Source organism: Streptomyces sp. NPDC059499, assembly GCF_042749285.1.
Classification (GTDB): domain Bacteria; phylum Actinomycetota; class Actinomycetes; order Streptomycetales; family Streptomycetaceae; genus Streptomyces.
The window spans coordinates 255,613-280,410 of record NZ_JBHYTT010000001.1; the positions used below are offsets into that span (position 1 = coordinate 255,613).

A 24,798-nucleotide genomic window follows, 5' to 3' on the forward strand; every position below is an offset into this window, starting at 1 on the left:
TAGAGTGGGGGCATGAGCAACGCGACCCCTCCCGGCTGGTACCCGGACGCGAGTACCTCCGGCACCGAGCGCTGGTGGGACGGCACGGCCTGGACCGCGCACACCAGGCCGTCCGCCGTCGCGCAGCCCGTCGCGTTCCAGCAGCAGTTCGCACCGCAGGTCCCAGCGGCCCCCGCCCAGGGCGGCGGCCGGACCACCCGGGTCGTCGCGGTCGCGCTGGCGGTCCTCGTGGTCGCCGGCGCGGCCGTCACCGGAATCCTGGTGCTGGGCGAGGACGACGGGACCGGCACGCAGGCGGGCCCCGGGCCCAGCAGCTCCGCACCGGCGACCGACACCCCGAGCACGGACACCCCGTCGGCCGACGACGCCCCCGCGGACGACCCGAAGGTGCTCGTCGACCAGCTCAACGGGATCACCCTCCCGATCCCCGAGGGCTGGGAGAAGCCGGAGAGCACGCTCGACGACGCGACCACGATGCGTACGGTCGAGTCCTACACCTGCCCCGGCGATTCCGGCAGTTACTGCTACCACGGCACCGTCACCGTCCGTACCGCGAGCGGCACCGACGTCACGTCCGTCGAGACTCTGGCGAAGCAGGACATCAAGACCGCCGCCGACAAGGCCTACGGGGAGAGCTTCGTCGGGGAGCCGATCCACGGCGGCATCACGTCGCAGAAGGAACTGGCGTCCAAGTCCGTGAGCGTGGCCGGGCGGACCGGATACCTGGTGCGCCGGCAGGTCACCACGGGCAAGGGCCCCGGCGGATTCGTGCAGTCGCTCGTCTTCCCCTCGGCGGTGGGCAGCGAAACACCCGTCATCGTCCGCTTCGCGTTCGACGCCGGCCAGGACAAGCTGCCGGTCTCCCTCATGGACACCCTCACCCGGGGCATCCGCCCGCTCGGTGACAGTGCCACCGGTGGAGGCGTCGGCAGCTCGGTCGGACCCTGACCCCGTACGGGTCCCGATCCGGGCGAACGACCTAGAGGAACGTACGGCCCTCGCCCCGGTACGTCGGCACGGTCGCCGTGATCCGGTCGCCCTCGATCAGCTGCAGTTCGTCGAAGCGCTCACACAGCTCACCGGCCTTGGCGTGCCGGAACCACACCTTGTCCCCGATCAGCAGATCATCGGCGGGCGAGCCGAGCAGGGGCGTCTGGACCTCTCCCGGACCCTCCTGCGGGTCGTAGCGCAGCCCCTCGGGCAGGTACGGGACCGGCAGCCGGTCCGCGCCCGCGGCCCCGGACGCCGGATAACCGCCACCCAGCACCGTCACCACGCCCACACCCGGCCGCCGCACCACGGGCTGGGCGAACAGGGCGGCCGGACGGCCCGTGAACGAGGTGTAGTTGTCGAACAGCCGCGGTACGTACAGTCCCGAACCGGCCGCGATCTCCGTCACCGCCGACTCGGCCGCGGTGTGCTGCACACTGCCGGTGCCGCCCCCGTTCACGAACTCCAGGTCCGGCGTCACCGCCCGGACGGCCCGCACGACCTCCGCCCGCCGCGCCGCCAGCTCCTTGCGGGCCGTGGCCTGCATCAGGCGGACCGCACGCGACCGCAGCGGCCGGCCGGCGACCGAGTCCCCGACTCCCGCGACATGGCCCTCGTACGCCATCAGCCCCACCAGCCGGAAGCCCGGCCTGCGGGCCACGGAACGGGCCAGCTCGGCCAGTTGGGCGGGCGAGCGCAGGGGCGAGCGCAGCGCGCCGATCCTGACCCGGCCGCCGAGCATCCGCAGCGAGGTGTCCAGCTCCAGACAGACCCGGATCTCCTCGGTGCCGCCGGCCCGTGCCGCGTCGATCAGCTCCAGCTGCGCGTGGTCGTCCACCATCACGGTCACGGCCGCCGACAGCTTGGGATCCGCCGCCAGCTCGGCGTAAGCGGCCCGGTCGGCCGACGGATAGGCCAGCAGCACGTCGTCGAAACCGGCCCGGGCCAGCCACAGCGATTCCGCGAGCGTGAACGACATGATCCCGGCGAACCCCGGACGCGCGAGCACCCGCTCCAGCAGAGCGCGGCAGCGCACCGACTTGCTCGCCACCCGGACGGGCTTCCCGCCCGCCCGGCGCACGAGGTCGTCCGCGTTGGCGTCGAAAGCCTCCAGGTCCACCACCGCCACAGGGGCGTCGAGATGGGCGGTGGCCCGGTCGTAACGGGTCCGGTCAGCGGCGCGGGCAGTCATGGCCGCAGCTTGCCAGACGGTCGTACCACTGGGTAGGGGGACGTTCGGTGCAGATCCCCCGCACCCCCAGGTCCTGTGCCCACGGGGCGCCTTCCACCCCGTAGAGTGACGGTCACGCGGATGACCGACGGCCGGTCCGGGAAAGTGATCCGCAGGCGGTACGGGGACGTGAACCAGGGGGCCGGATGAGTACCGAAGCGCAGCGCGCTCCTGTGCCGCCCCGCCCGACCACCCCGCCGCCCGTCCCCGCGCAGCCCCCGGCTCCGCCCACTGCGCGGCCTCCGGCTCCGCCCGCGCCTCCCGCCGCACCGGGCACGGGCGCGCAGCCCACGCAGGCCCCCGCGCCCCGCCCTCAGGCCCCCGCGCCCCGCACCTCGGACGACGCGCACCCGCCCGTGGAGACGACCACCCAGCTGCGCATCGTGCCGCCCGCGCCTCCCGCCGCGCCCCCTCCGCCCCCGCCCGCGACCCGGCGCAGGCCCGTCGGCGCGGTGGATCTCACCCCGCGCCCCGGAGCCGTCCCCGCCCCGCCGGGGGCGTACTACGCGTACGCCGAGACGCCCGTCGAGACCACCACCCGCCTGCGCCCCATAAAGACCCGGAACCCGGGCAGGGCCGCGGCCGCCGTGGCCTGTGTCGTGCTCGGCCTCGGACTGATCGGCGGTGCGGTCACCGGCACCTGGCTCACGGGGGACTCCGCGGCCGAGCCCGGAGCCGGTACCGCGTACTCGGCCGGCCGCTCCGCCTGGCACAGCGTCCCCGTCGACACCCTTTTCCCCCGCACCCTCAAGGGCGACGGCGCGGGACCGGGGGCCACCGACCGGGTCTGGACCCGCGTCGCCGTCGCCACCGACAGCGACTGCGCGGCGGGCCTGGACCCCCTGCTCCTCAAGACGCTCCGCCCGGTCGGCTGCGAACGCATGGTGCGGGCCACCTACACCGACGCGACGCGCAGCAGTGTCACCACCGTGGGCATGGCCTTCACCGAGGCGGACGGTGAAGGGATGCGCGCGCTCAGCACCCGGTTCACCGGCCAGCACCTCGACGTACGGGCCGACCTGATGCCCCGTACCTACCCCGCCGAGGGCACCGCCGCAGCGGACTTCGGTGACCGGCAGCGTGCCAGCTGGACGGTCAGCGTTCTGACCGAGGTGCCCGTCGTCGTGTTCGCCGTCTCCGGTTTCGCCGACGGCCGTACGGTCGCCGAGCCGCAGCCCGCAGCCGTCGCCATGGCGGCAGGCGCCACGACCGCGGTCGCCCAGGCCGGGCTCGGCCACGAGGCGAAGGGCATCGCCGACCGGGTGGAGCGTTCGCTGCGCAGGACCGTCACCGACCTCACGGAGAAGCCGGAATGACCCGCCCCCGCAGGCTCCGCGCGTTCGCCGCGGTGGCCTTCGCCACAGCCTTCGCGGTACTGCCCGCGGTCCCCGCCCAGGCCGACGCCCTGCGGGACCGGCAATGGGCCCTGGAGGCCCTCCACACCGACCGGGCCTGGCAGACCACGAAGGGCAAGGGCATCACCGTCGCCGTCCTGGACACCGGGGTCGACGGCAGCCACCCCGACCTCCGGGGCCAGGTGCTCCCGGGCAAGGACCTCATCGGGTTCGGGGCCGGACAGGGCGACCCAGCCTGGGCCGTGCACGGCACCGCGATGGCCGGCATCATCGCAGGCCACGGCAGCGGGCCCGGGCGGGGCGACGGCGTCCTCGGAGTCGCACCGGAGGTGAGGATCCTGCCCGTGCGGGTCATCCTCGAGTCCGACGACGCGTCCCGCGCCAAGGCCCGTCAGTCGCGCGGTACCGCCCTTGCCGACGGCATCCGCTGGGCCACCGACCACGGTGCCGACGTCATCAACCTCTCCCTCGGCGACGACAGCAAGTCCGCGCACCCCGAACCCGGTGAGGACGCTGCCGTCCAGTACGCCCTGAGCAAGGGCGTCTCCGTCGTCGCCTCGGCCGGAAACAGCGGTGAGAAGGGCAACGGCGTCTCCTACCCCGCCGCCTACCCCGGGGTGATCGCTGTCGCCGCCATCGACAAGTACGGCACCCACGCCGCGTTCTCCACCAGCCGCTGGTACGCCACCGTCAGCGCGCCGGGTGTCGACATCGTCGTCGCCAACCCCGACCGCCACTACTACATCGAGTGGGGCACCTCGGCCGCCTCGGCGTTCGTCTCCGGAGCCGTCGCCCTCGTACGCGCCGCCCACCCCGGGCTGTCGCCCGCCCAGCTCAAGACGCTGCTCGCGGACACCGCCCGCAACTCCCCGGCAGGCGGCCGCGACGACGCCCGGGGCTACGGGCTGGTCGACCCCGCCGCCGCGATCGAGGCCGGGGAGAAGCTCCGCCCCGACAACCTGGATGCCAAGTCCGCCCCGGCCGGTTACCGCAAGCAGTACTTCGGATCCGGCCCCGACCCGAAGGCCGGGGACGACGGCCCCGCCGGCTGGCTGGCCCCGTCCGCCGGGGCGCTCGGCGCCGTGCTGCTGGCCCTGGCCGTGGTCCTGTGGCGCGGCAGGGGAGCCCACACCGGCGGAAGCGGCACCGTCGCCGGCATCAGCCGGTGGCGCTGACCCGTCCGGCCACGCCGACGGCGGCCTTCGCCACCGACTCGACGAGGGCGACACCGGCCTCCTTCGTCGCGTGCCCGCGTGACAGCACGGCCACCAGGTAGGTGCTCCCGCCGCTCTCCACCCGCCCGATGCTGTTGATGTCCCACAGCCCGGTCGTCGTGCGGGGCATCCACCCGTTCTTCAGCACCGCGCCGCTTCCCGCCGCCGACACCCCCCACCGCTGGTCCGCCTGGACGTCACCCATCAGCTCCGTCAGGTACGCGCGCGAGCTCTCCGACAGTTCCGAATCCGTACCGAACACCGTCTCCAGCAGACGCACCTGGTCGGTGGCCGTCGTCTGCGTCAGCCCCCACGCATGTGCCGCGGTCGTCCCGGAGAGCCCCAGCCGCTCGTTCGCCGCGTCCAGTCCCTCGGCACCGCCGACCGCTTTCAGGAGCTCGGTGGCCGAGGTGTTGTCGCTGCGCCGGATCATGGCCTCCGCCCACGCGTGCTCGGCGCCGTTCAGCTCCCGCCCCTCGTCCTGGGCGAGGAGCAGCAGGGCCGCCAGGATGTCGACCTTGACGATGCTCGCGGTGTCGTACGCCCCGTCCCCGTACACCGCGCCCGCCCTGCTCGCCGTGTCCAGCACCGCCACCGACACGTCGGCGCTGCCGGTCAGGGGCGCCAGCGCGTCGGCCAGCTCCGCGTCGAGATCCACCTCGGGCTCCTCGCTCGTGCTCGCCCCGGCCGACGGGCTCGATGCGGACGATACGGATGCCACGGCGGCGGGCGCGCGATCCGCCGGGCGACCCACCAGATACGCGCCCCCGGCGGCGGAACCCGCGAGCAGCACGACAGCCGTCACGGACGCGGGCAGTGCGGACCTGCGAATTCTTCTGCGGGACATGATCCGGACGCTAGGAACCGCAGCTGGCAGCAGCCTGTGCCCGACCTGTCGCCGGGATGAGAGAACCGGTCCACTACGCTCGTCGTGTGGCGCTCAAGAACATTCCGGACCCCGGCTTCTCCGACGACGACGGCACGGCCGCCCCCGAACTGACGGCGGCGCTCGCCGCGTGGGCGGAGGACCGGACAGCCGTGGGCCCGGTCCTGGCGGCGCTCCGCGGTGCCAGGCTCCTCGTCCCGGTCGTCGCCGTCCTCGGCGAGGTCGAGGAGGACGAGAACGGGCTGCGTCGCGAGAAGACCAGTGACATGGCCGTGCCGACCCTGCAGGCCGGCGACCGGCGCGCCCTGCCCGCCTTCACCTCCACCGCCTCGCTGGCCCGCTGGGACCCGCAGGCCCGCCCCGTCGCCGTACCCCTGCACCAGGCACTGCAGGCCGCCGCCCATGAGAAGGCGGACACGGTGGTCCTGGACCTCGCCGGGCCCGTCGCCTTCGAACTGACCGGCCCGGCGCTGCTCGCGCTGGCCGAGAACCGCAGCAGCACGGATCCGCTCGACGACCCGGCCGTGGTCGCCGCGGTACGGGAAGCGGTCGCCGCCGAACCTGCGGTGATCCGGGCCCATCTGGGACCGGGGCAGGCCGACGGCACTCTCGCCCTGGTCCTCCGCCCGGACGCGGTGGTGGCCGAAGCCGCCCGGCGGGTCGCCGACGCGCTGTCCGCCAGCGAGGTCCTGCGCGCCAGGCTGGTGCGCGGTATCGACCTCGCGCTCCTGCCGGCCGGGGCCGAGGCACCCGGCGAGCCCCTCTTCACCCGCTGACACACGCGAGAGCCCGCCGCCTGTCGCAGGCAGCGGGCTCGGAGGTGTGCGGTGGGGAAGGATCAGCCGTAGACAGGACCCGTGTACTTCTCGCCGGGGCCCTGGCCCGGCTCGTCCGGTACGAGCGAGGCCTCGCGGAAGGCCAGCTGGAGCGACTTCAGGCCGTCGCGCAGCGGGGAGGCGTGGAAGGTGCTGATCTCGGTGGTGCTCGCGTCGAGCAGACCGGCCAGTGCCTGGACCAGCTTGCGGGCCTCGTCCAGGTCCTTGTGCTGCTCGCCCTCCTCGGTCAGACCGAGCTTCACGGCGGCCGCGCTCATCAGATTGACGGCGACGGTCACGATCACCTCGACCGCGGGGACCTCCGCGATGTCGCGGGCCATGTCGTCGAAGCCGGGGTTCTCGGTGCTGGGGGTCGCGTCACTCATGCCCCACACGATAAGGCCACGTCCGCACGGCTCTGTCCGTGGGAGCACCTGTGGGAGCACCCGCGAGGCGGTGCGGGGCGGCGGGTTAGCCGCCGCCCCGCGAAGCTGCTAACCTTGTGTAACGACCGGCCGGACACCTATGTGCTCGGCCCACAAGTGGAGGCTCCGATCTCCCACCTGACCGTCCTCACGGACGGCGGGTCACCGGTCAGGTAGCGACCATCGTTCCGTACGGACGATGGAGCTGCTCGATGCGCCCCGCGGTTGACCGCGCGGTGTTCCGGTATTTCCTGGAGCCCCGCCTGTGTCCCGTCCGGGGCATTTTTGCTTCCCCGGCTCGGTTGGTCTTACGAAACAGACGCTACGCGGCTGTCCGCCAGGCGGTCGCGTGGCGCTACCGAGGAGGATCCATCAGCGCCGAGCCCCGCATCAACGACCGGATTCGCGTTCCCGAGGTGCGACTTGTCGGTCCCAGCGGCGAGCAGGTCGGGATTGTTCCGCTTGCCAAGGCCCTGGAGCTTGCACAGGAGTACGACCTCGACCTGGTCGAGGTGGCGGCGACAGCCCGTCCCCCCGTGTGCAAGCTCATGGACTACGGAAAGTTCAAGTACGAGTCGGCCATGAAGGCCCGTGAGGCGCGCAAGAACCAGGCGCACACGGTCATCAAGGAAATGAAGCTCCGGCCGAAGATCGACCCGCACGACTATGACACCAAGAAGGGTCACGTCGTCCGGTTCCTCAAGCAGGGGGACAAGGTCAAGATCACGATCATGTTCCGTGGTCGTGAGCAGTCCCGTCCCGAGCTGGGTTTCCGACTGCTCCAGCGTCTCGCTTCGGATGTCGAGGACCTCGGCTTCATCGAGTCCAACCCGAAGCAGGACGGCCGGAACATGATCATGGTTCTGGGCCCGCACAAGAAGAAGACCGAAGCCATGGCCGAGGCCCGCGAAGCCCAGGCCGCCCGCAAGGCGGAGCGTCAGGGTTACGCCCACGACGCCGAGTCCGAGGGCGAAGCAGCTGAGGCCCCGGCCGCAGCTGCCGAGGCTCCGGCCGAGACACCTGCAGAAACACCTTCCGAGGCGTGACCTCTGGGGGCTGCCATCCAGGCGCCCCCAGGTCCCTCGGGAACCACCCAAAGATCTGACGCCCCTGCAGTCCGGTGCCCGCACCGAGAGGGGCGCCACTGACGAGGAGAGAACGGCGCGATGCCGAAGAACAAGACGCACAGCGGTGCCAGCAAGCGCTTCAAGATCACCGGCTCCGGCAAGGTGCTCCGTGAGAAGGCCGGCAAGCGCCACCTGCTCGAGCACAAGTCGTCCAAGAAGACCCGCTCGCTGACCGGCACGGTCGTCGTGGCTCCGGCCGACGTCAAGAAGGTCAAGAAGCTTCTCGGCAAGTGAGGACGCTGCCTCCGGTGAACCCGGAGGCGCGACCTCGATCCGACCGGGACCAATTCGTATCCGGGCCGTGTGAGTCCAACCACGGCCCCGCTGTAAGGAGTCAAAAGTGGCACGCGTCAAGCGGGCAGTAAACGCCCACAAGAAGCGCCGGGCGATCCTCGAGGCCGCCAAGGGTTACCGCGGTCAGCGTTCGCGCCTGTACCGCAAGGCCAAGGAGCAGGTCACCCACTCCCTGGTCTACAACTACAACGACCGCAAGAAGCGCAAGGGCGACTTCCGTCGGCTCTGGATCCAGCGCATCAACGCCGCTGCACGCCAGAACGGCATGACGTACAACCGCCTCATCCAGGGTCTGAACGCCGCCAACATCGAGGTGGACCGCAAGATCCTGGCCGAGCTCGCGGTCAACGACGCCAACGCGTTCGCCGCTCTCGTCGAGGTCGCTCAGAAGGCCCTTCCGAGCGACGTCAACGCCCCGAAGGCCGCCTGATCCAGGCAGTCCTTCCAGGTGTGTGAGCCGGACCCGCAGGCGCAAGCCGTCTGCGGGTCCGGTGCGTTGCAGGACGCTGTGCGTACGTAGTCATCCGTACGCAGAGAAAACGTACGCAGAGAAGCAGAGATACGCAGAGAGGCTCGCCGCCGACCATGGGCACCCCCGAACTGATCTCCGCGCGGTCGCCGCGCGTCGCCGCCGCACGACGGCTGGCCAGGCGCAACTTCCGCGGCAAGGAGCGCAGGTTCATCGCAGAGGGGCCGCAGGCCGTGCGGGAGGCCGCGGCGCACCGGGGCAGCGACGGCGAGCCCACGCTGACCGAGCTCTTCGCCACCGTCGAGGCCGCCGACCGGTACGCCGACATCGTCGACGCCGCCCACGCCGCGGGTGCCCGGGTGCATCTCGCGGACAGCGACGTGCTGGCCGACGTCTCGCAGACCGTCACCCCGCAGGGCCTGATCGGTGTCTGCCGCTTCCTGGACTCGCCCTTCGAGGAGATCCTCGCGGCGAAGCCCACACTGGTCGCCGTACTCGCCCACGTACGGGACCCCGGGAACGCCGGTACCGTGCTGCGCTGCGCCGATGCCGCGGGCGCCGACGCCGTCGTGCTCACCGACGCGTCCGTGGACCTGTACAACCCCAAGTCGGTCCGCGCCTCGGTCGGTTCGCTCTTCCATCTGCCGGTCGCCGTCGGCGTGCCCGTCGAGCATGCCGTGCAAGGGCTGCGGGACGCCGGTGTACGCATCCTGGCGGCCGACGGCGCGGGCGCGGACGACCTCGACGACGAGCTCGACGCGGGCACCATGGGCGGTCCCACCGCCTGGGTGTTCGGCAACGAGGCCTGGGGTCTGCCGGAGGAGACCAGGGCGCTGGCCGACGCCGTCGTCCGGGTCCCGATCCACGGCCGGGCGGAGAGCCTCAATCTCGCCACTGCCGCCGCCGTGTGCCTCTACGCCTCCGCACGGGCCCAGCGCCCGCGGCACACCAGCTGAGCCGGCCCGCTACCGGAGCTCCACCGATCGATCCAAGCCACACCCGCCGGTGCGCCGCCTCGGGGTGTCGCTCGCCGTCCGGCGCCTAGTAGGGTGACGAACTCGGGGGCCCACTGCACCGGTTCGAGAGGTGGGGTACGGGAATATGGCTGTCGGCATGAGCAGGCCGCGTCAGACACACACGGCCGCCGTGCGCGCCATCACCGACGGGGACGACACGAGCGGCATCATCGGGGACGCGGCAACGGGCATCGACCCGGACGACCTGCCCGACGGTCTCGTCGTCGCCGACGAGAGCGGCCGGATCATCTGTTTCAACTCGGCCGCGGCGCGGATCACCGCCACACCGCGGGCCGCGGCCCTGGGCCGCCCCCTCGAGCTCGCGCTTCCCCTCGAAGACCTCAAGGGCCGCCGCTGGTGGGCCCTGACCGACCCGTACGGGGGCCTCGCCACCAGGGTCGGACAGCCCGAGCGGAACCTGCTGCTCCCCGGAGGCCGTGAGGTCCTGGTATCGGCGCGGTACGTACGCGACGCCCCGACCGGCCCGGTCCGCCGGCTGGTCGTCTCGCTCCGCGGCACCGAGGCGCGCCGCCGCACCGAGCGCAGTCACGCCGAGCTGATCGCCACCGTCGCCCACGAGCTGCGCTCCCCGCTGACCTCGGTCAAGGGGTTCACCGCGACCCTGCTGGCCAAGTGGGAGCGTTTCACCGACGACCAGAAGCGGCTCATGCTGGAGACCGTCGACGCCGACGCCAACCGCGTCAACCGGCTCATCGCGGAGCTGCTCGACATCTCCCGCATCGACTCCGGGCGCCTCGAGCTGCGCCGCCAGCCCGTGGACATCTCCGCCGCCGTCGAACGCCACGTCCAGGCCCTCACGGCGAACGGCCAGGCACCGGACCGTTTCCTCGTACGCACCCGGCAGCCCCTGCCCGACCTCTGGGCCGACCCCGACAAGGTCGACCAGGTCCTGGGCAACCTCCTGGAAAACGCGGTGCGCCACGGCGAGGGAACCGTCACTATTGAGATCGCCCCTGCACCCGCACCGGGGAAGAGCGACGAGAGCGGAACGGCAGTCACCGTGAGCGACGAAGGTCCCGGCATCCCCGAGGAGTCGATGGGCCGCGTCTTCACCCGCTTCTGGCGGGGGAGCAAGCGCGGCGGGACCGGCCTGGGCCTCTACATCGTCAAGGGCATCGTCGAGGCGCACGGCGGCACGATCACGGTCGACCGGGGGCCCGGCGGAGGCGCCGAGTTCCGATTTATCCTGCCCGTGAGCGCCCCGGCCTACCTGGCCTGAGCGGCCCACGGGCTTCTTCGCCCCTCCCCGGCCCTTAGACTCGACTTTTGGCACCTTTGCGTCCTCAGTCGTCGAGCGAGGGTCCGCGGGGTCCGGGGTTTCCCCGGTTCAGCGCAGTATCAGCCAATCGGAAGCACGGGAAGAGATGTCGGCACCGAACAAGTCGTACGACCCAGTCGAGGTCGAGGCACTGAAACCGGAAGAGATCGAGCGCATGCGGGACGAGGCGTTCGCCGCCTTCGCCGCTGCCGGCGACCTCGACGCGCTCGCCCAGGCGAAGACCGCGCACACCGGTGGCACCTCGCCCCTGTCGCTCGCCAACCGGGAGATCGGCGCCCTGCCGCCGCAGGCCAAGGCCGAGGCGGGCAAGCGCGTGGGCCAGGCCCGTGGCGCCGTCTCCAAGGCCCTCGCCGCCCGCCAGACGGAGCTGGAGGCCGAGCGTGACGCCCGTGTGCTCGTCGAGGAGGCCGTGGACGTCACACTGCCCTACGACCGCACTCCGGCCGGTGCGCGCCACCCCCTCACGACCATCATGGAGCGCGTCGCCGACGTCTTCGTCGCCATGGGCTACGAGATCGCGGAAGGCCCCGAGGTCGAGGCGGAGTGGTTCAACTTCGACGCCCTGAACTTCGTGCCGGACCACCCGGCCCGGCAGATGCAGGACACCTTCTTCGTCCAGGGCGCCGACGGTGCCAGGAACGACGAGTCCGGTGTCGTGCTGCGCACGCACACCTCGCCGGTCCAGGCCCGTTCGCTGCTCAGCCGCAAGCCCCCCGTCTACGTGGTCTGCCCCGGCAGGGTCTACCGCACCGACGAGCTCGACGCGACGCACACCCCGGTCTTCCACCAGATCGAGCTGCTCGCCGTCGACGAGGGCCTCACCATGGCCGACCTCAAGGGCACCCTCGACCACATGGTCCAGGCGCTCTTCGGGCCGGACATGAAGACCCGGCTGCGGCCGAACTTCTTCCCGTTCACCGAGCCGTCCGCCGAGATGGACATGGTCTGCTACGTCTGCCGCGGCGAGTCCGTCGGCAACCCGGACCGCCCCTGCCGCACCTGCGGCAGCGAGGGCTGGATCGAGCTCGGCGGCTGCGGCATGGTCAACCCCAAGGTGCTCGTCGCCTGCGGCGTCGACCCCGAGAAGTACAGCGGATTCGCCTTCGGGTTCGGCATCGAGCGGATGCTGATGTTCCGCCACAACGTCGAAGACATGCGAGACATGGTCGAGGGTGACGTCCGGTTCACCCGGCCGTTCGGGATGGAGATCTGATGCGCGTCCCGCTTTCCTGGCTGCGGGAGTACGTCGACCTGCCGGCGACCGAGACCGGCCGTGACGTACAGGCCGAGCTCGTCGCCGTGGGCCTCGAGGTAGAGACCGTCGAACCGATCGGCGCGGGCCTCAAGGGCCCCCTCGTCGTCGGTCAGGTACTGACCATCGAGGAGCTGGAGGGCTTCAAGAAGCCCATCCGCTTCTGCACCGTCGACGTCGGCACCGCCAACGGCACCGGCGAACCGCAGGAGATCGTCTGCGGCGCCCGTAACTTCGCCGTCGGCGACAAGGTCGTCGTGGTCCTCCCGGGCGCCGTCCTGCCCGGCGACTTCGCGATCGCCGCGCGCAAGACGTACGGCAGGACCTCGCACGGCATGATCTGCTCCACCGACGAGCTCGGCATGGGCGACGACGGTACGCACGGCATCATCGTGCTGCCCCCCGAGCACGAGGTCGGCACCGACGCGATCGAGCTCCTCGAGCTCATCGACGAGGTCCTCGACATCGCCGTCACCCCGGACCGGGGCTACTGCCTGTCGATGCGCGGCGTCGCCCGCGAGACCGCGATCGCGTACGGCCTGCCGCTGCGCGACCCGGCGCTCCTGGACGTGCCCGCGCCGAACGCGTACGGCTACCCGGTGAAGGTGTCCGACCCGATCGGCTGCTCCCGCTTCACCGCGCGCACCGTGGTCGGTCTGCAGCCCGAGGCACGCTCCCCGATCTGGATGCAGCGCAGGCTGCAGAAGGCCGGGATGCGTCCGATCTCGCTCGCGGTCGACGTCACCAACTACGTGATGCTCGAGCTCGGCCAGCCGCTGCACGCCTACGACCGCACCCGTATCGAGGGGACGATCGGGGTGCGCCGCGCCCAGCAGGGCGAGAAGCTCACCACGCTCGACGGCACGGTACGCGTCCTGGACGCCCAGGACCTGGTCATCACCGACGACCGCGGGCCGATCGGGCTCGCCGGCGTCATGGGCGGTGCCGACACGGAGATCGCCGACGTGCAGGCCGAGGAGGCCGGCACCACCGAGGTCGTCATCGAGGCCGCGCACTTCGACGCGATCTCCATCGCCCGGACCGCGCGCCGCCACAAGCTGGCCTCGGAGGCGTCCAAGCGCTTCGAGCGAGGCGTCGACCCGCAGGCCGCCGCCGCTGCCGCGCAGCGCACCGTCGACCTGCTGGTCCTTCTCGCCGGCGGTACCGCGGAGTCGGGCGTCACCGAGATCAGCGCCCCGTCCGCGCCCCGCACCATCGCCATGCCCGCCGACCACCCCGACCGGGTGGCCGGTGTCGCGTACGGCCGCGAGATCGTCGTACGCCGCCTCCAGCAGGTCGGCTGCGACGTCTACGGGCAGGACGAGCTGATCGTCACGGTGCCGTCCTGGCGCCCCGACCTCGCAGCTCCGAACGACCTCGCCGAGGAGGTCATCCGGCTCGAGGGCTACGAGAACCTCCCGTCCACGCTGCCGACGCCGCCGTCCGGCCGGGGGCTCACCGACCGGCAGCGGCTGCACCGGCGCATCGGCCGCGCACTCGCGGGCGCCGGTTACGTCGAGGCGCTCAGCTACCCGTTCATCGGCGAGGCCGCCCTCGACCAGCTCGGCCTGGACAAGGACGACGCCCGCCGCCGTACGGTCACGCTCGTCAACCCGCTGTCCGACGAGGAGCCCGCACTGCGCACGACGCTGCTGCCGGGTCTGCTCGGGGCACTGCGGCGCAACGACGGGCGAGGCAGCCACGACCTCGCGCTCTTCGAGACGGGCCTGGTCTTCCGGCCGACCGGCGAGGAGACGAAGGCCGTACGGCTGCCCGTCGACCGCCGTCCCACCGACGAGGAGATCGCCGGTCTCGACGCGGCGCTCCCGCGCCAGCCGCGCCGCGCCGCCGTCGTCCTCGCGGGCGCCCGCGAGCAGGCCGGCTGGTGGGGCAAGGGCCGTCCCGCCGACTGGGCGGACTCCGTCGAGGCGGCACGCACGATCGCCCGTGAGGCGGGCGTCGAGCTGACCGTCCGCGGCGATCAGCACGCCCCGTGGCACCCCGGCCGGTGCGCCGCGCTGTACGTCACGGTCAACGGCGAGGAGACCCTCTTCGGGCACGCGGGCGAACTGCACCCGCGCGTCATCAAGGAGCTCCACCTGCCGGAGCGGAGCTGCGCCATGGAGGTCGAGCTCGACGTCCTGGAGCAGGCCGTGGACGGTGCGCTCCAGGCGCCGCGGATCTCCACCTTCCCGGTGGCGACCCAGGACGTGGCGCTCGTCGTCGGGCAGGACGTGTCCGCCGACGCGGTCGAGAAGGCGCTGCGCGAAGGCGCCGGCGACCTCCTCGAGTCGCTGCGGCTGTTCGACGTCTTCACCGGCGACCAGATCGGTGAGGGAAAGAAGTCCCTGGCGTACGCGCTGCGCTTCCGCGCCACCGACCGCACGCTCACCGTCGACGAGGCCTCCGCGGCCCGCGACACCGCGGTCGCCCTGGCCGCCGAGCGCACGGGCGCGGTGCTGCGCGGCGCGTAGCACCCCTGCCCTTGCCGACAAGGTCTCGGCGCAGGGCTCGCGCGCTGTTCGCGCACAGTGAGGAGGGGCGTATCCGGCCACCGGATACGCCCCTTCCTCTTTCTCGCCGGGCGTGTGGACCGCACGCGGGCCCCGGGACGGCGCCGGGGGGAACCCCGGTCCGGCCGGTCCCGCATCCACCCTCCTGTTCATCGGGGCAGTAGGTCGTGCGATCCGGCGCCGCCCGCCCTGCCACGGAGTGTCGGGCAGGTCGGCAGAACGGACGGCGCGGGTGCGGGTCGTCGAACTTTACGAGGGGGAGCCGACGACCCGGCCGCCTCTTGCGAGGCACTCATTCAAGCGACCGGTGCCCCGGCGCGGCAGAGCGCACAGCAGGATGGTTCGGGCATTCCGTTCACACCCCGTGTGAATCGTGCTCCACTAGGGTCATTGCGACGCGCACATGGGGGGGGCAATGGAGCCCAACGTCCTGCTCGAATCCCTGATCGACGAGGCGGGTGTGTCCCGCGCAGGGCTCGCCGGCCATGTCAACCAGGCAGGCCGCGCCCGCGGCCTGTGCCTGAAGTACGAACACACCGCGGTCTCCCGCTGGCTCAAGGGCCAGCGCCCACGCGGTCAGGTGCCGGACCTGATCTGCGAGGTCCTGGGCAGCCGGCTGGAGCGGCCCGTCACGCTCGACGACATCGGCATGGGTACCTCGGGGGTGTACACGGTCGCGCACGGTTCGACCCTCCCGGGATTCGTCGAGCACGCGACCGCGCTGTGGCGCTCCGACGAACAGCAGCGCCCCAACCTCGTCACGGCTCCCGCTGTCACGGGTACGACGGCCGTGATGCCCGTCTGGGAGTGGGAGAACCCGCCCGAGGACGCCGACGTGTCCCGCCCCGGGCCGTCCCGCGTGAGCATGGCCGACATAGCGATGCTGCGCGCGGCCCGCGCCCACTACGAACAGATGTACCGAAAGGCGGGCGGCATCGCGACCAGGGCCAGGGTCGTGGGCTTCCTCAACGCCGAGACGGCACCGCTCCTGCGCAGCGGGTACAGCGATGCGACGGGCCGTCAACTGCACCGTGCGACGGGCGGGCTGGTGGCCGTCGCGGGGATCTGCGCCTACGACTCGGACGCCCACGGGCTCGCGCAGCGCTACTTCCACCAGGCGCTGCGACTCGCCAAGGCCAGCGGGGACCGGGGGCTCGGCGGCTACGTGATCGCGCTGCTGGTCAACCAGTCGCTGTTCCTGGCCGACTACCGCCGGTCCGTCGCGTTCGCCGAGGCCGCACTGCGGGCGGCGGGCTCCCACATCACCCCGGCCCTGGCAGCCGATCTGTACGCGATGCAGGCCAAGGCCTACGCGCAGCTCGGCGACCACAGGAGCGCCCTGGAGTGCATCAGGCGCGCAGAGTCCCAGGACGGCCGCATCCACCCGGGCCACGAACCGGACGAGACGGGATACGTGCAGCCCGGACTCGTCAACGTCCAGGTGGCGGAGGCGCTGCTCAGGCTCGGGGATCTCCCCGGTGCCAGGGAGCACGCCGCGGCGGCCGTACGCTCCCCGGCGCACGACCGCGGCACCGTGCACAGGCTGGCGATGCTCACCCATCTCGAACTGCTCCAGGGAGAGCCGGACAAGGCGGCCCGCACCGCCTCGGAAATGGCGGAACGCGCCCGGGGCATGGAGTCGCGGCGGCTGCGAGACCGGCTGCGCTCCGTGCGGGAACACCTGGCCGCGAGCGGCTCCGCCGACGCCGAAGCGGCGGCCGGCCTCATCGACGGGGCGCTGCGCGTGCCTCTGTGAGCTCCGCCCGAGGCGCCGCCGCACGTTCCCTTGCGGGGCTGACCCTGCTCCGATGTTGCCATCGACCAGTCGGAAGGTGGCAAAACTGTGCAGTGGATGAACTTAGGCGAACAGACTGTTTATGAGAACCGCTGGTTCCGGGTCAATCTGGCAGATGTCGTTCTGCCTGACGGCCGGCATCTCGAGCACTTCCTCATCCGGCTGCGGCCGGTGGCCGCGGCGACCGTCGTGAACGAGGCGAACGAGGTGCTCCTGCTGTGGCGGCACCGGTTCATCACCGACAGCTGGGGCTGGGAGCTCGCCGCGGGTGTCGTCGAGGACGGCGAGGACATCGCTGCCGGGGCGGCCCGGGAGATGGAGGAGGAGACCGGCTGGCGCCCGGGCGAACTGCGCCCGCTGATGACGGTGGAGCCGGCCAACGGCCTCATCGACGCCCGGCACCATCTGTTCTGGACGCGGGAGGCGACGTACACCGGCCCCCCGGCGGACGGCTTCGAGTCCTCGCGCCGCGAGTGGATACCGCTCAAACTCGTGCCCGACATGATCGCGCGCGGCGAGATCCCGGCGGCCAACATGGCGGCCGGCCTGCTGATGCTCCATCACATGCAGCTGGGCTGAGCGCATACGGACATGCGAAAGGCCGGCCGGGGATGTCCCGGCCGGCCCCTTCGCGTACATGTGCGGTGCCTGACGCGTGGTCACGGCGCCGCGAAAATTCAGCCGTACGGGTAGAAGCCCGAGCCCGTCTTGCGGCCGAGGCGGCCCGCGTCGACCATCCGCTGGAGCAGCGGGGGAGCGGCGTACAGGGGCTCCTTGTACTCCGCGTACATCGAGTCGGCGACGGAGGCCACGGTGTCCAGTCCGATCAGGTCGGCGAGCTTGAGCGGACCCATCGGGTGGGCGCAGCCCATCTCCATGCCGTTGTCGATGTCCTCGCGGCTGGCGATGCCCGACTCGAACATCCGGATCGCCGAGAGCAGGTACGGGATCAGCAGGGCGTTGACGACGAATCCGGAACGGTCCTGGGCGCGGATCGCGTGCTTCTCGAGCACGTTCTGCACGACGGCTTCGGCGCGCTTTATCGTCTCGTCCGACGTCGTCAGAGCGGGGATCAGCTCGACGAGCTTCTGCACCGGGGCCGGGTTGAAGAAGTGGATGCCGATGACCTGGTCCGGCCGGGACGTGGCCACGGCGAGCTTCACCAGCGGGATGGAGGAGGTGTTCGAGGCGAGGATCGCGTCCGGCCGGGTCACCACCTGGTCGAGCACCTGGAAGATCTCGGTCTTGACCTGCTCGTTCTCCACGACGGCCTCGATGACGAGGTCGCGGTCCGCGAACTCACCGAGGTCGGTGGTGAAGCTGAGGCGGCCGAGTGTCTCGTCGCGCTCCTCCGCAGTGATCTTGCCGCGTTCGGCGGCCTTCGACAGGGAGTTGTGCAGCCGGGTACGCCCTATTTCCAGGGCCTCGCCGGTGGTCTCGGCCACCATGACATCGAGGCCGCTGCGGGCGCACACCTCCGCGATGCCTGCGCCCATCTGGCCACAGCCCACCACTCCGACGCGTGCAATGTCGGCCATAGAGTCCGTCACCTCGTGCCTTTCGCTGATCTTCGTGCGGCAGTTCCCGTCTGATTCCGGTGCCCGCCTCGACCCCACGACGTTACTCCGCAATCCGGCCGCGGTGACCTGCGGGTCGGGAGGTCCCGGGGCAGGCATGATCTGCGTCACAGGCCATGTCCGGTGTGAGACCGGAACGGTGCAGGGGACAGACGCGTGAAAGGTGTGATGAATGCGGCATATGGGCCGAAGATCCTTCGCGATGGGCGCGGCCGGGATGGTGGCCGCGCTGATGACGGCGGGCGACGCGGTCGCCGGCCCCCGGCCGGGCTCCGCACGCAGGCGCCGCAGGGCGGTTCCGGGTGAGCTGCGGGGTGTGTGGATCGCGACGGTCGCCAATCTGGACTGGCCGTCCGCCCCCGGCCTGAGCGCCGCGGCCCAGCAGGCGGAACTGGCCGCCCATCTGGACCGGGCGGTCGAGCTGCGGCTGAACGCGGTGTTCCTCCAGGTGCGGCCGACCGCCGACGCCCTGTGGCCCTCGCCGTACGAGCCGTGGGCGCAGTGCCTGACCGGGGTGCAGGGCCAGGACCCGGGCTGGGACCCGCTGGGGACCGCGGTGCGTGAGGCGCACGCCCGCGGTCTGGAGCTGCACGCCTGGTTCAATCCGTACCGGGTCGCGAACCACACGGACCCTTCACGGCTCGTCGCCACCCACCCGGCCAGACTTCATCCGGAATGGGTACTGCCCTACGGCGGGAAGCTCTACTACAACCCGGGGCTCCCCGAGGTCAGGACGTTCGTCCAGGACGCGATGCTCGACGCGGTCACCCGCTACGACATCGACGGGGTCCACTGGGACGACTACTTCTACCCCTACCCGGTGGCGGGCCAGGTCTTCGCCGACGACGCCGCGTACGAGGAGTACGGCGCGGACTTCCCGGACAAGGCCGCCTGGCGCCGGGACAACACTGACCGGCTCGTCAGCGGGACGGCCGAACGGATCAAGGAGATCAAGCCGGCCGTCCGCTTCGGGATCAGCCCTTTCGGGGTGTGGCGCAACGCCGCGACCGATCCGCTGGGCTCGGACACCAGGGCCGGAGTGCAGACCTACGACGACCTGCACGCCGACACCCGCAAGTGGGTGAAGGAGGGCTGGATCGACTACATCTGCCCGCAGATCTACTGGAACATCGGCTTCGCCGCCGCCGACTACGCGAAGCTGCTGCCCTGGTGGGCCGAGACGGTCCGGGGCACGGGAGTCGGTCTGTACGCGGGGGAGGCGCTCTACAAGGCCGGTGATCCCGCGCAGCCCGCCGCCTGGCAGGACCCGGCGGAGCTCTCCCACCACCTCGACCTCGCCGCCACCCACCCGGAGGTGGGCGGCCACGTCTTCTTCTCCGCGCAGCACGTGAAGGCCGACAGGATCGGAGCGATGGCCCGTGTGGTCGCCGACCACTACCAGGTGCGGGCCCGCACACCGCGCTGATCCGGGGGCGCGTGCAGCCGGGGGCCGCACCCCCGGCTGCTCGCGCGCGGCCCGGTTACCGGTCCCGGTCCTCGGGGGCGGTGTGCTGGACGACGCTGTCGGGGCCGGGGGACATGATCGACTCATGCCCGTCCTTGAAGCGCAGGCGGAAGGGGGGACTGCCCCCGTCGCCGAGCACTTCGATGATGTCTGCGACGCGGTCGTGCTGTCCCACGGTCCTGCCGTGCATCAGCAGCCGGTCGCCCGCATGTGCCTCCATCGGGAGTGACCTCCTCACGGGTGGCGATCCATGTCGACAAGTCTATGACCGGACGCGGGCGCCGCCTCTCGTACGGGCCGTCCCGCGGGTTCCGGGGCGTCCTGCGGGCCTGCCCGCGCGCTGGGTGACGGCGATGCACACCAGTACGGCCACCGCCGCCACCGGGGCGGCCGCGGGCACCTCCTCGCCGAGGGCGAGGAACGACCAGACCAGGGTGAGCAGCGGCTGCGCCAGCTGGAGCTGGCTCGCCCGCGCGACCCCGATCTCCGCCATGCCGCGGTACCAGACGTACAGCCCGAGGAAGGTGGAACCCCCCGCGACCCAGACCAGGCCGATCACCCCGTGCGCGGTGATCCGCACCGGTTCGAGGGGCAGCGCCACGGCCGCGCCCGCGACGGCGAGCGGCAGGCAGAGCACCAGGGCCCACCCGGCGACCTGCCAGCCCGGCATGAGGCCGGCGAGCCTCCCGCCCTCGGTGTACCCGGCCGCGCAGACCAGCAGCGCGCCGAACAGGTACAGATCGCCGCGTGCGAGGACCCCACCGCTCTGCTGGACCGTGAAGACGATCACCACGGCGGCACCCGCGCACGCGGCGACCCAGAAGGCGCGGGGCGGACGGGAGCCGGTGCGCAGCGACGCGAAGAGGGCGGTCGTCAGCGGGAGCAGCCCGACCACCACGGCCGCGTGCGAGGTCGTGGAGGTCTGCAGGGCGAGCGTCGTCAGCAGGGGGAATCCGACGACCACACCGCCCGCGACGACCACGAGACCACCCCAGTGCCGGCGATCCGGGAACGGGACGCGGCCCGCGAGCAGGAAGCTGCCGGCGATCAGCGCGGCGAGCACGCTGCGCAGCGCGACCAGCGACCAGGGGCCGAAGCTCTCCAGCCCCCACACCGTGGACGGAAAGGTCAGTGAGAAGGCGAGGACGCCCAGCCCGGCGAGCAGGGCGCCGCCAGGGCCTGTGTGCCGCCCGACCGCTATCGTTGTGGGCGCGATAGCGCTATCCTGTACTGTCATGCATGAGCGTAGCAGTGTGGCAGAACTGGTGAGCCGCCTCCGTGAAGAGCTCAACCGCTACTCACCTGGTGGAAAGCTCCCGTCGAGCCGCGCTCTCGTCGAGCGCTTCCGGGTGAGCCCCGTGACCGTCTCACGGGCCGTCGCGCAGCTCGCCGCCGAAGGCCTGGTCGTCACCCGGCCCGGCTCCGGAGCCTTCCGGGCCGAGGACCGCACCGACGCCCGCGCGCCGGGCGACACGTCCTGGCAGGAGGTCTCGCTCAGCGGCGACAGCGGACCGGAGGTCGTACCGCGGACCGTCGACGCCTCCGGAGTGCTGGTCACGCTCGCCGCGCCGCGCCCCGGAGTCATCGAGTTCAACGGCGGCTACCTCCACCCCTCGCTCCAGCCCGAGCGAGCCATGTCCGACGCGCTGGCCCGGGCCGGCCGTCGACCCGGAGCGTGGGGGAGACCGCCCACCGACGGCCTGAGCGAGCTCCGCGCCTGGTTCGCCCGCGAGATCGGCGGCACGCTCACCGGCGGCGACGTCCTGATCACCGCGGGCGGCCAGAGCGCGCTGGCCACCGCACTGCGGGCCCTCGCGCCGCCCGGTGCCCCCGTTCTCGTCGAATCCCCCACCTACCCCGGCATGCTGGCCGCCGCCCGTGCCACCGGGCTGCGGCCGGTGCCCGTGCCGGTGGACACCGACGGCGTACGCCCCGACCTGCTCGCCGCCGCCTTCCGTGCCACCGGGGCACGGCTCTTCGTCTGCCAGCCGCTCTTCCAGAACCCGACCGGCGCGGTACTCGGACCGGACCGGCGTGCGCAGATCGTGCGGACCGCCCGGGAGGCGGGCGCCTTCGTCGTCGAGGACGACTTCGCCCGCCGCCTCGCCCACGCGGACTCCGGCCCGCTGCCCGAACCTCTGGTCGCGCACGACCAGGACGGTGTCGTCGTCCACGTCCGCTCCCTCACCAAGGTCACCTCGCCGAGCCTGCGCGTCGGCGCGCTGGCGGCCCGTGGTCCCGTCCTGGAGCGCCTGCGGGCCATCCAGGTCGTCGACAGCTTCTTCGTGCCCCGTCCGCTCCAGGAGGCGGCACTCGAACTCGTCGGCTCACCGGCCTGGGGCCGTCATCTGCGTGCGGTGGCCGCCGAGCTCGGCAGCCGCCGCACCGCGATCACCGCCGCTGTCCGGAGCCGGCTGCCGGAACTCGCGCTGCCCCACGTGCCGTCGGGCGGAGGCAGCCTCTGGCTCAGGCTCCCCGGGCCGGGGGCCGAGGAGCCCGCCCTGGTCTCCGCCGCCCTGCGGGCCGGCGTCGCCGTGGCCCCGGGCCGCCCGTACCACTGCGCCGAGCCCCCGGCCGGGCACATCCGGCTGAGCTTCGCCGCGGTCGCCGGCCCTGCGGAGATCGCCGAGGGCGTACGGAGACTGCGCACCGCGTGCGACGAGCTGTTCGACCGCCAGGGCCCGGCGGATAGCCTGCGCGCATGACCGACACAGACGCCTCAGCCACCGCCGCCTCCTCTGCCGACGCCGCCTCCACAGGGACCCGCGGGCAGCGGTACGAGATCTCCAGCGACCCCTCCCGGCTGGACCCCGCCCGCATTCACCACTGGCTCTCCACGGACGCCTACTGGGCCCTGGGCCGCAGTCGTGAGCAGCAGGACCGTGCGCTGGCCGGATCCCTCAACTTCGCGGCGTACGACGTCACCTCGGGCGAACAGGTTGCCTTCGCCCGGGTGGTGACCGACCACGCCTCGTTCGCCTGGATCTGCGACGTGTACGTCGACCGGGCGGCCCGCGGCCACGGAATCGGCACCCGGCTCGTCACCGAGATCCGGGACCGGCTCGCGCCGGCGGGCGTGCGCAGGTTCCTCCTCGCCACGGACGACGCCCACGGGGTCTACGCGAAGGTCGGCTTCATGCCGCTCGAAGCACCGGGAAAGTGGATGTGCCTCCAGGTGGCCTGACCGGAAGCGCTTGTGTCCGCCGCGCCGCCCTCTTGACCGGCGCGGCGTTCGGCTCCACGATCGCGCCCATGAGTGTTCGTGTCTCCCTGGTCGCAGCCGCGCGCAGCTCCGCCCTGCTCGCCGAGCGTTTCGACGACGACCGGCCGCTCGACCACACGGGCTGGCACGAGGTGCAGCTCGCCGCGCACGCCCTGGTGCCGCTCGGCGCGGCCGAGCTGCGCTACTGCTCGCCCACACCGCGCAGCCGCGCCACCGGGGACGCCCTCGGCTTCGCGCCCATGGCCCAGCCCGCGCTCCGGGACTGCGACATGGGCCGTTGGCGCGGCCTGACCCTCGCGGACGTGGCCGCCCGGGAGCCCGCTTCCGTGGACGCCTGGCTCGCCGACCCGCGATCCGCTCCGCACGGCGGCGAACCGCTGCTCGCCTTCATCTCGCGGATAGGCGGCTGGCTCGACACCCGTCCGGCGTGCGACGGATTCATCGTCGCCGTCGCCGAACCCGCCGTCGTCCGGGCCGCCCTCGTCTACGCGCTCAAGGCCCCGCCGTCGACGTACTGGAACGTCGACGTCCGCCCGCTCTCCACCGTCACGCTCACCGGAATGCCCGGCCGCTGGAGCCTGAGCCTCGAAGCGCTTCGGCGCTGACGGTTCCCCTCGATCGAAGGAACCCGGAGTACGGCTTCTTCCCGCCAGTCCGACCAGTCGGTACGGTGAGGGCTCCCGAGACGAGGAGTGATCCGTGCCGCACTTCCATGGCCACTGCGACGACCGGTTCGCCGCGGTGCGCGACGCGTTCGCGGCGAACTTCGAGCAGCGCGACGAACTGGGTGCGGCCGTCACCGTCCTCGTCGACGGTTCCCCCGTGGTGGACCTCTGGGGCGGCTGGGCGGACAAGGACCGGACCCGCCCGTGGGAGCGGGACACCGTGGTCAACGTGTGGTCCACGACGAAGGGCCCGACCGCGCTCTGCGCCCACATCCTCGTCGACCGCGGGCTCCTCGACCTGGACGCTCCCGTAGCCACGTACTGGCCCGAATTCGCCGCCGCAGGCAAGGAGTCCGTGCCCGTACGCCATCTGCTCTCCCACCGGTCGGGCGTCGCGGGCCTGCGGGATCCGCACACCCTGGCCGAGCTGTACGACTGGGAGCTGACCACGGCCCGCCTCGCCGCGACCGAACCGTGGTGGGAGCCGGGCACCCGCTCCGGCTATCACGCCATCTCGTACGGATTCCTCGTCGGCGAGGTCGTCCGCCGGATCACCGGCCTGCTGCCCGGGGAGTTCCTGCGGCAGGAGATCACCGGGCCGCTGGACATCGACTTCACCATCGGTTTCCCGGAGAAGGACGCCCACCGGGTCGCCGAGCTCGTCCAGCCGAAGACCGTCTCGCGTGAACAGGCCGCGCTCTTCGCCCGGATGGAGCCGGTGGCCATCGCCTCACTGCTCAACCCTGGTACGGGCACGGCCGCCGCCAACACCCCCGAGTGGCGGGCCGCCGAGATCCCCGCCGCGAACGGCCACGGAACGGCCCGCGCGGTCGCCGCTCTCTACGGCATCCTCGCCGGACGGGGCAGCGCCGACGGTCGACGGATCCTCTCCGAGGAGGCCGCGGAAAGGGTCCGTGAGGGGCAGGGCAGCTGCCGGGACCTGGTGCTCGGCGCGGGCTTCGCCCACGACACCGAGCTGGGCCTCGGCCTCTGGCTGAGCGGCGAGAACGCCTCCTACGGTCCCAACCCGCGTGCCTTCGGGCACGACGGGGCGGGCGGTTCCTGCGGCCTCGCCGACCCGGAGGCCGGCATCGCGCTCGGCTACGTCATGAACCGCATGGGCGCGAACATCGCCGACGACCCACGCAAGATGGCACTGATCGACGCGGTGTACGCGTCCCTCTGA

24 protein-coding genes are annotated in these 24,798 nt (G+C 72.1%); 18 read left to right on the forward strand and 6 right to left on the reverse strand.

All coding sequences use genetic code 11. The annotated features are described in order from the left end of the window. Positions 1 to 12 precede the first annotated feature (12 nt). Entirely contained in the window at positions 13 to 948 is a 936-nt protein-coding gene (locus ACFW9O_RS01175; RefSeq protein WP_384603699.1) for a DUF2510 domain-containing protein, read from the forward strand. A gap of 31 nt (positions 949 to 979) precedes the next feature. On the opposite strand, the gene ACFW9O_RS01180 is transcribed toward ACFW9O_RS01175, so the two are convergent. After that, a complete protein-coding gene (locus tag ACFW9O_RS01180) occupies positions 980 to 2,182 on the reverse strand; it encodes an amino acid deaminase/aldolase (RefSeq protein WP_384603701.1) in 1,203 nt (400 codons plus the stop codon). Between the two features lie 491 nt (positions 2,183 to 2,673). Between ACFW9O_RS01180 and ACFW9O_RS01185 the strand changes: the two genes are divergently transcribed. Continuing rightward, positions 2,674 to 3,537: a hypothetical protein gene (locus ACFW9O_RS01185; protein ID WP_384605209.1), complete on the forward strand. Its 864-nt coding sequence runs from the start codon at positions 2,674 to 2,676 to the stop codon at positions 3,535 to 3,537. Beyond that, positions 3,534 to 4,751 (forward strand): type VII secretion-associated serine protease mycosin, encoded by a 1,218-nt coding sequence (gene mycP, locus ACFW9O_RS01190; protein WP_384603703.1) that lies wholly within the window; start codon positions 3,534 to 3,536, stop codon positions 4,749 to 4,751. Before ACFW9O_RS01185 ends, mycP begins: the two co-directional genes overlap by 4 nt. Here the strand turns inward: mycP and ACFW9O_RS01195 are convergent. Further along, the gene (locus ACFW9O_RS01195) at positions 4,735 to 5,637 is read right to left on the reverse strand and encodes a serine hydrolase (protein ID WP_384603706.1); all 903 of its coding nucleotides are present in this window, start codon (positions 5,635 to 5,637) and stop codon (positions 4,735 to 4,737) included. The genes mycP and ACFW9O_RS01195 overlap by 17 nt on opposite strands. Before the next feature lie 86 nt (positions 5,638 to 5,723). On the opposite strand from ACFW9O_RS01195, the gene ACFW9O_RS01200 reads away from it, so the two are divergent. Further along, positions 5,724 to 6,452, forward strand: a complete 729-nt coding sequence (locus ACFW9O_RS01200) for an SseB family protein (RefSeq protein WP_351172808.1) — start codon at positions 5,724 to 5,726, stop codon at positions 6,450 to 6,452. 62 nt (positions 6,453 to 6,514) lie between these two features. Here the strand turns inward: ACFW9O_RS01200 and ACFW9O_RS01205 are convergent, their stop codons facing one another. Continuing rightward, entirely contained in the window at positions 6,515 to 6,877 is a 363-nt protein-coding gene (locus ACFW9O_RS01205) for a DUF1844 domain-containing protein (RefSeq protein WP_329212824.1), read from the reverse strand. A gap of 341 nt (positions 6,878 to 7,218) precedes the next feature. On the opposite strand from ACFW9O_RS01205, the gene infC reads away from it, so the two are divergent. The 9 genes from infC (at position 7,219) to ACFW9O_RS01250 (ending at position 17,261) form a co-directional block, all read left to right on the forward strand. Next, complete coding sequence (gene infC / locus ACFW9O_RS01210) at positions 7,219 to 7,962, forward strand: translation initiation factor IF-3 (RefSeq protein WP_351172811.1); 744 nt, start codon at positions 7,219 to 7,221, stop codon at positions 7,960 to 7,962. Positions 7,963 to 8,082: 120 nt separating this feature from the next. Then, the gene (gene rpmI, locus ACFW9O_RS01215; RefSeq protein WP_031097481.1) at positions 8,083 to 8,277 is read left to right on the forward strand and encodes a 50S ribosomal protein L35; all 195 of its coding nucleotides are present in this window, start codon (positions 8,083 to 8,085) and stop codon (positions 8,275 to 8,277) included. Between the two features lie 106 nt (positions 8,278 to 8,383). Beyond that, the gene (gene rplT, locus ACFW9O_RS01220) at positions 8,384 to 8,767 is read left to right on the forward strand and encodes a 50S ribosomal protein L20 (protein ID WP_329212826.1); all 384 of its coding nucleotides are present in this window, start codon (positions 8,384 to 8,386) and stop codon (positions 8,765 to 8,767) included. Between the two features lie 155 nt (positions 8,768 to 8,922). Next, positions 8,923 to 9,762: a TrmH family RNA methyltransferase gene (locus ACFW9O_RS01225; RefSeq protein ID WP_384603713.1), complete on the forward strand. Its 840-nt coding sequence runs from the start codon at positions 8,923 to 8,925 to the stop codon at positions 9,760 to 9,762. Positions 9,763 to 9,907: 145 nt separating this feature from the next. Continuing rightward, complete coding sequence (locus ACFW9O_RS01230; RefSeq protein ID WP_384603716.1) at positions 9,908 to 11,062, forward strand: ATP-binding protein; 1,155 nt, start codon at positions 9,908 to 9,910, stop codon at positions 11,060 to 11,062. Between the two features lie 145 nt (positions 11,063 to 11,207). Further along, positions 11,208 to 12,335, forward strand: coding sequence for a phenylalanine--tRNA ligase subunit alpha (pheS, locus tag ACFW9O_RS01235; protein WP_384603718.1), 1,128 nt, complete (start codon positions 11,208 to 11,210; stop codon positions 12,333 to 12,335). After that, entirely contained in the window at positions 12,335 to 14,848 is a 2,514-nt protein-coding gene (gene pheT, locus ACFW9O_RS01240) for a phenylalanine--tRNA ligase subunit beta (RefSeq protein WP_384603720.1), read from the forward strand. Before pheS ends, pheT begins: the two co-directional genes overlap by 1 nt. 454 nt (positions 14,849 to 15,302) lie before the next feature. After that, positions 15,303 to 16,643: a transcriptional regulator gene (locus ACFW9O_RS01245; protein WP_351172828.1), complete on the forward strand. Its 1,341-nt coding sequence runs from the start codon at positions 15,303 to 15,305 to the stop codon at positions 16,641 to 16,643. Between the two features lie 87 nt (positions 16,644 to 16,730). Further along, positions 16,731 to 17,261, forward strand: a complete 531-nt coding sequence (locus ACFW9O_RS01250) for an NUDIX hydrolase (RefSeq protein ID WP_351172831.1) — start codon at positions 16,731 to 16,733, stop codon at positions 17,259 to 17,261. A gap of 98 nt (positions 17,262 to 17,359) precedes the next feature. On the opposite strand, the gene ACFW9O_RS01255 is transcribed toward ACFW9O_RS01250, so the two are convergent. Beyond that, on the reverse strand, positions 17,360 to 18,220 hold the full coding sequence (locus ACFW9O_RS01255) for a 3-hydroxybutyryl-CoA dehydrogenase (protein ID WP_351172834.1): 861 nt from the start codon (positions 18,218 to 18,220) through the stop codon (positions 17,360 to 17,362). A gap of 220 nt (positions 18,221 to 18,440) precedes the next feature. On the opposite strand from ACFW9O_RS01255, the gene ACFW9O_RS01260 reads away from it, so the two are divergent. Continuing rightward, the gene (locus ACFW9O_RS01260) at positions 18,441 to 19,685 is read left to right on the forward strand and encodes a glycoside hydrolase family 10 protein (protein WP_384603722.1); all 1,245 of its coding nucleotides are present in this window, start codon (positions 18,441 to 18,443) and stop codon (positions 19,683 to 19,685) included. A gap of 55 nt (positions 19,686 to 19,740) precedes the next feature. On the opposite strand, the gene ACFW9O_RS01265 is transcribed toward ACFW9O_RS01260, so the two are convergent. Both ACFW9O_RS01265 and ACFW9O_RS01270 read right to left on the reverse strand, forming a co-directional pair. Then, complete coding sequence (locus ACFW9O_RS01265; protein ID WP_351170625.1) at positions 19,741 to 19,944, reverse strand: DUF1918 domain-containing protein; 204 nt, start codon at positions 19,942 to 19,944, stop codon at positions 19,741 to 19,743. Between the two features lie 42 nt (positions 19,945 to 19,986). Beyond that, a complete protein-coding gene (locus ACFW9O_RS01270) occupies positions 19,987 to 20,961 on the reverse strand; it encodes a DMT family transporter (protein ID WP_384603725.1) in 975 nt (324 codons plus the stop codon). Here ACFW9O_RS01270 and ACFW9O_RS01275 point away from each other — a divergent pair. The 4 genes from ACFW9O_RS01275 (at position 20,960) to ACFW9O_RS01290 (ending at position 24,798) form a co-directional block, all read left to right on the forward strand. Beyond that, a complete protein-coding gene (locus ACFW9O_RS01275; RefSeq protein ID WP_384603728.1) occupies positions 20,960 to 22,429 on the forward strand; it encodes a PLP-dependent aminotransferase family protein in 1,470 nt (489 codons plus the stop codon). The two genes, ACFW9O_RS01270 and ACFW9O_RS01275, sit on opposite strands and share 2 nt — an antisense overlap. Then, on the forward strand, positions 22,426 to 22,908 hold the full coding sequence (locus tag ACFW9O_RS01280) for a GNAT family N-acetyltransferase (RefSeq protein ID WP_384603731.1): 483 nt from the start codon (positions 22,426 to 22,428) through the stop codon (positions 22,906 to 22,908). The genes ACFW9O_RS01275 and ACFW9O_RS01280 overlap by 4 nt, the downstream gene beginning before the upstream one ends. A 68-nt stretch (positions 22,909 to 22,976) precedes the next feature. Then, positions 22,977 to 23,552 (forward strand): histidine phosphatase family protein, encoded by a 576-nt coding sequence (locus ACFW9O_RS01285; RefSeq protein WP_351170637.1) that lies wholly within the window; start codon positions 22,977 to 22,979, stop codon positions 23,550 to 23,552. A gap of 94 nt (positions 23,553 to 23,646) precedes the next feature. Then, on the forward strand, positions 23,647 to 24,798 hold the full coding sequence (locus tag ACFW9O_RS01290; RefSeq protein ID WP_384603735.1) for a serine hydrolase domain-containing protein: 1,152 nt from the start codon (positions 23,647 to 23,649) through the stop codon (positions 24,796 to 24,798).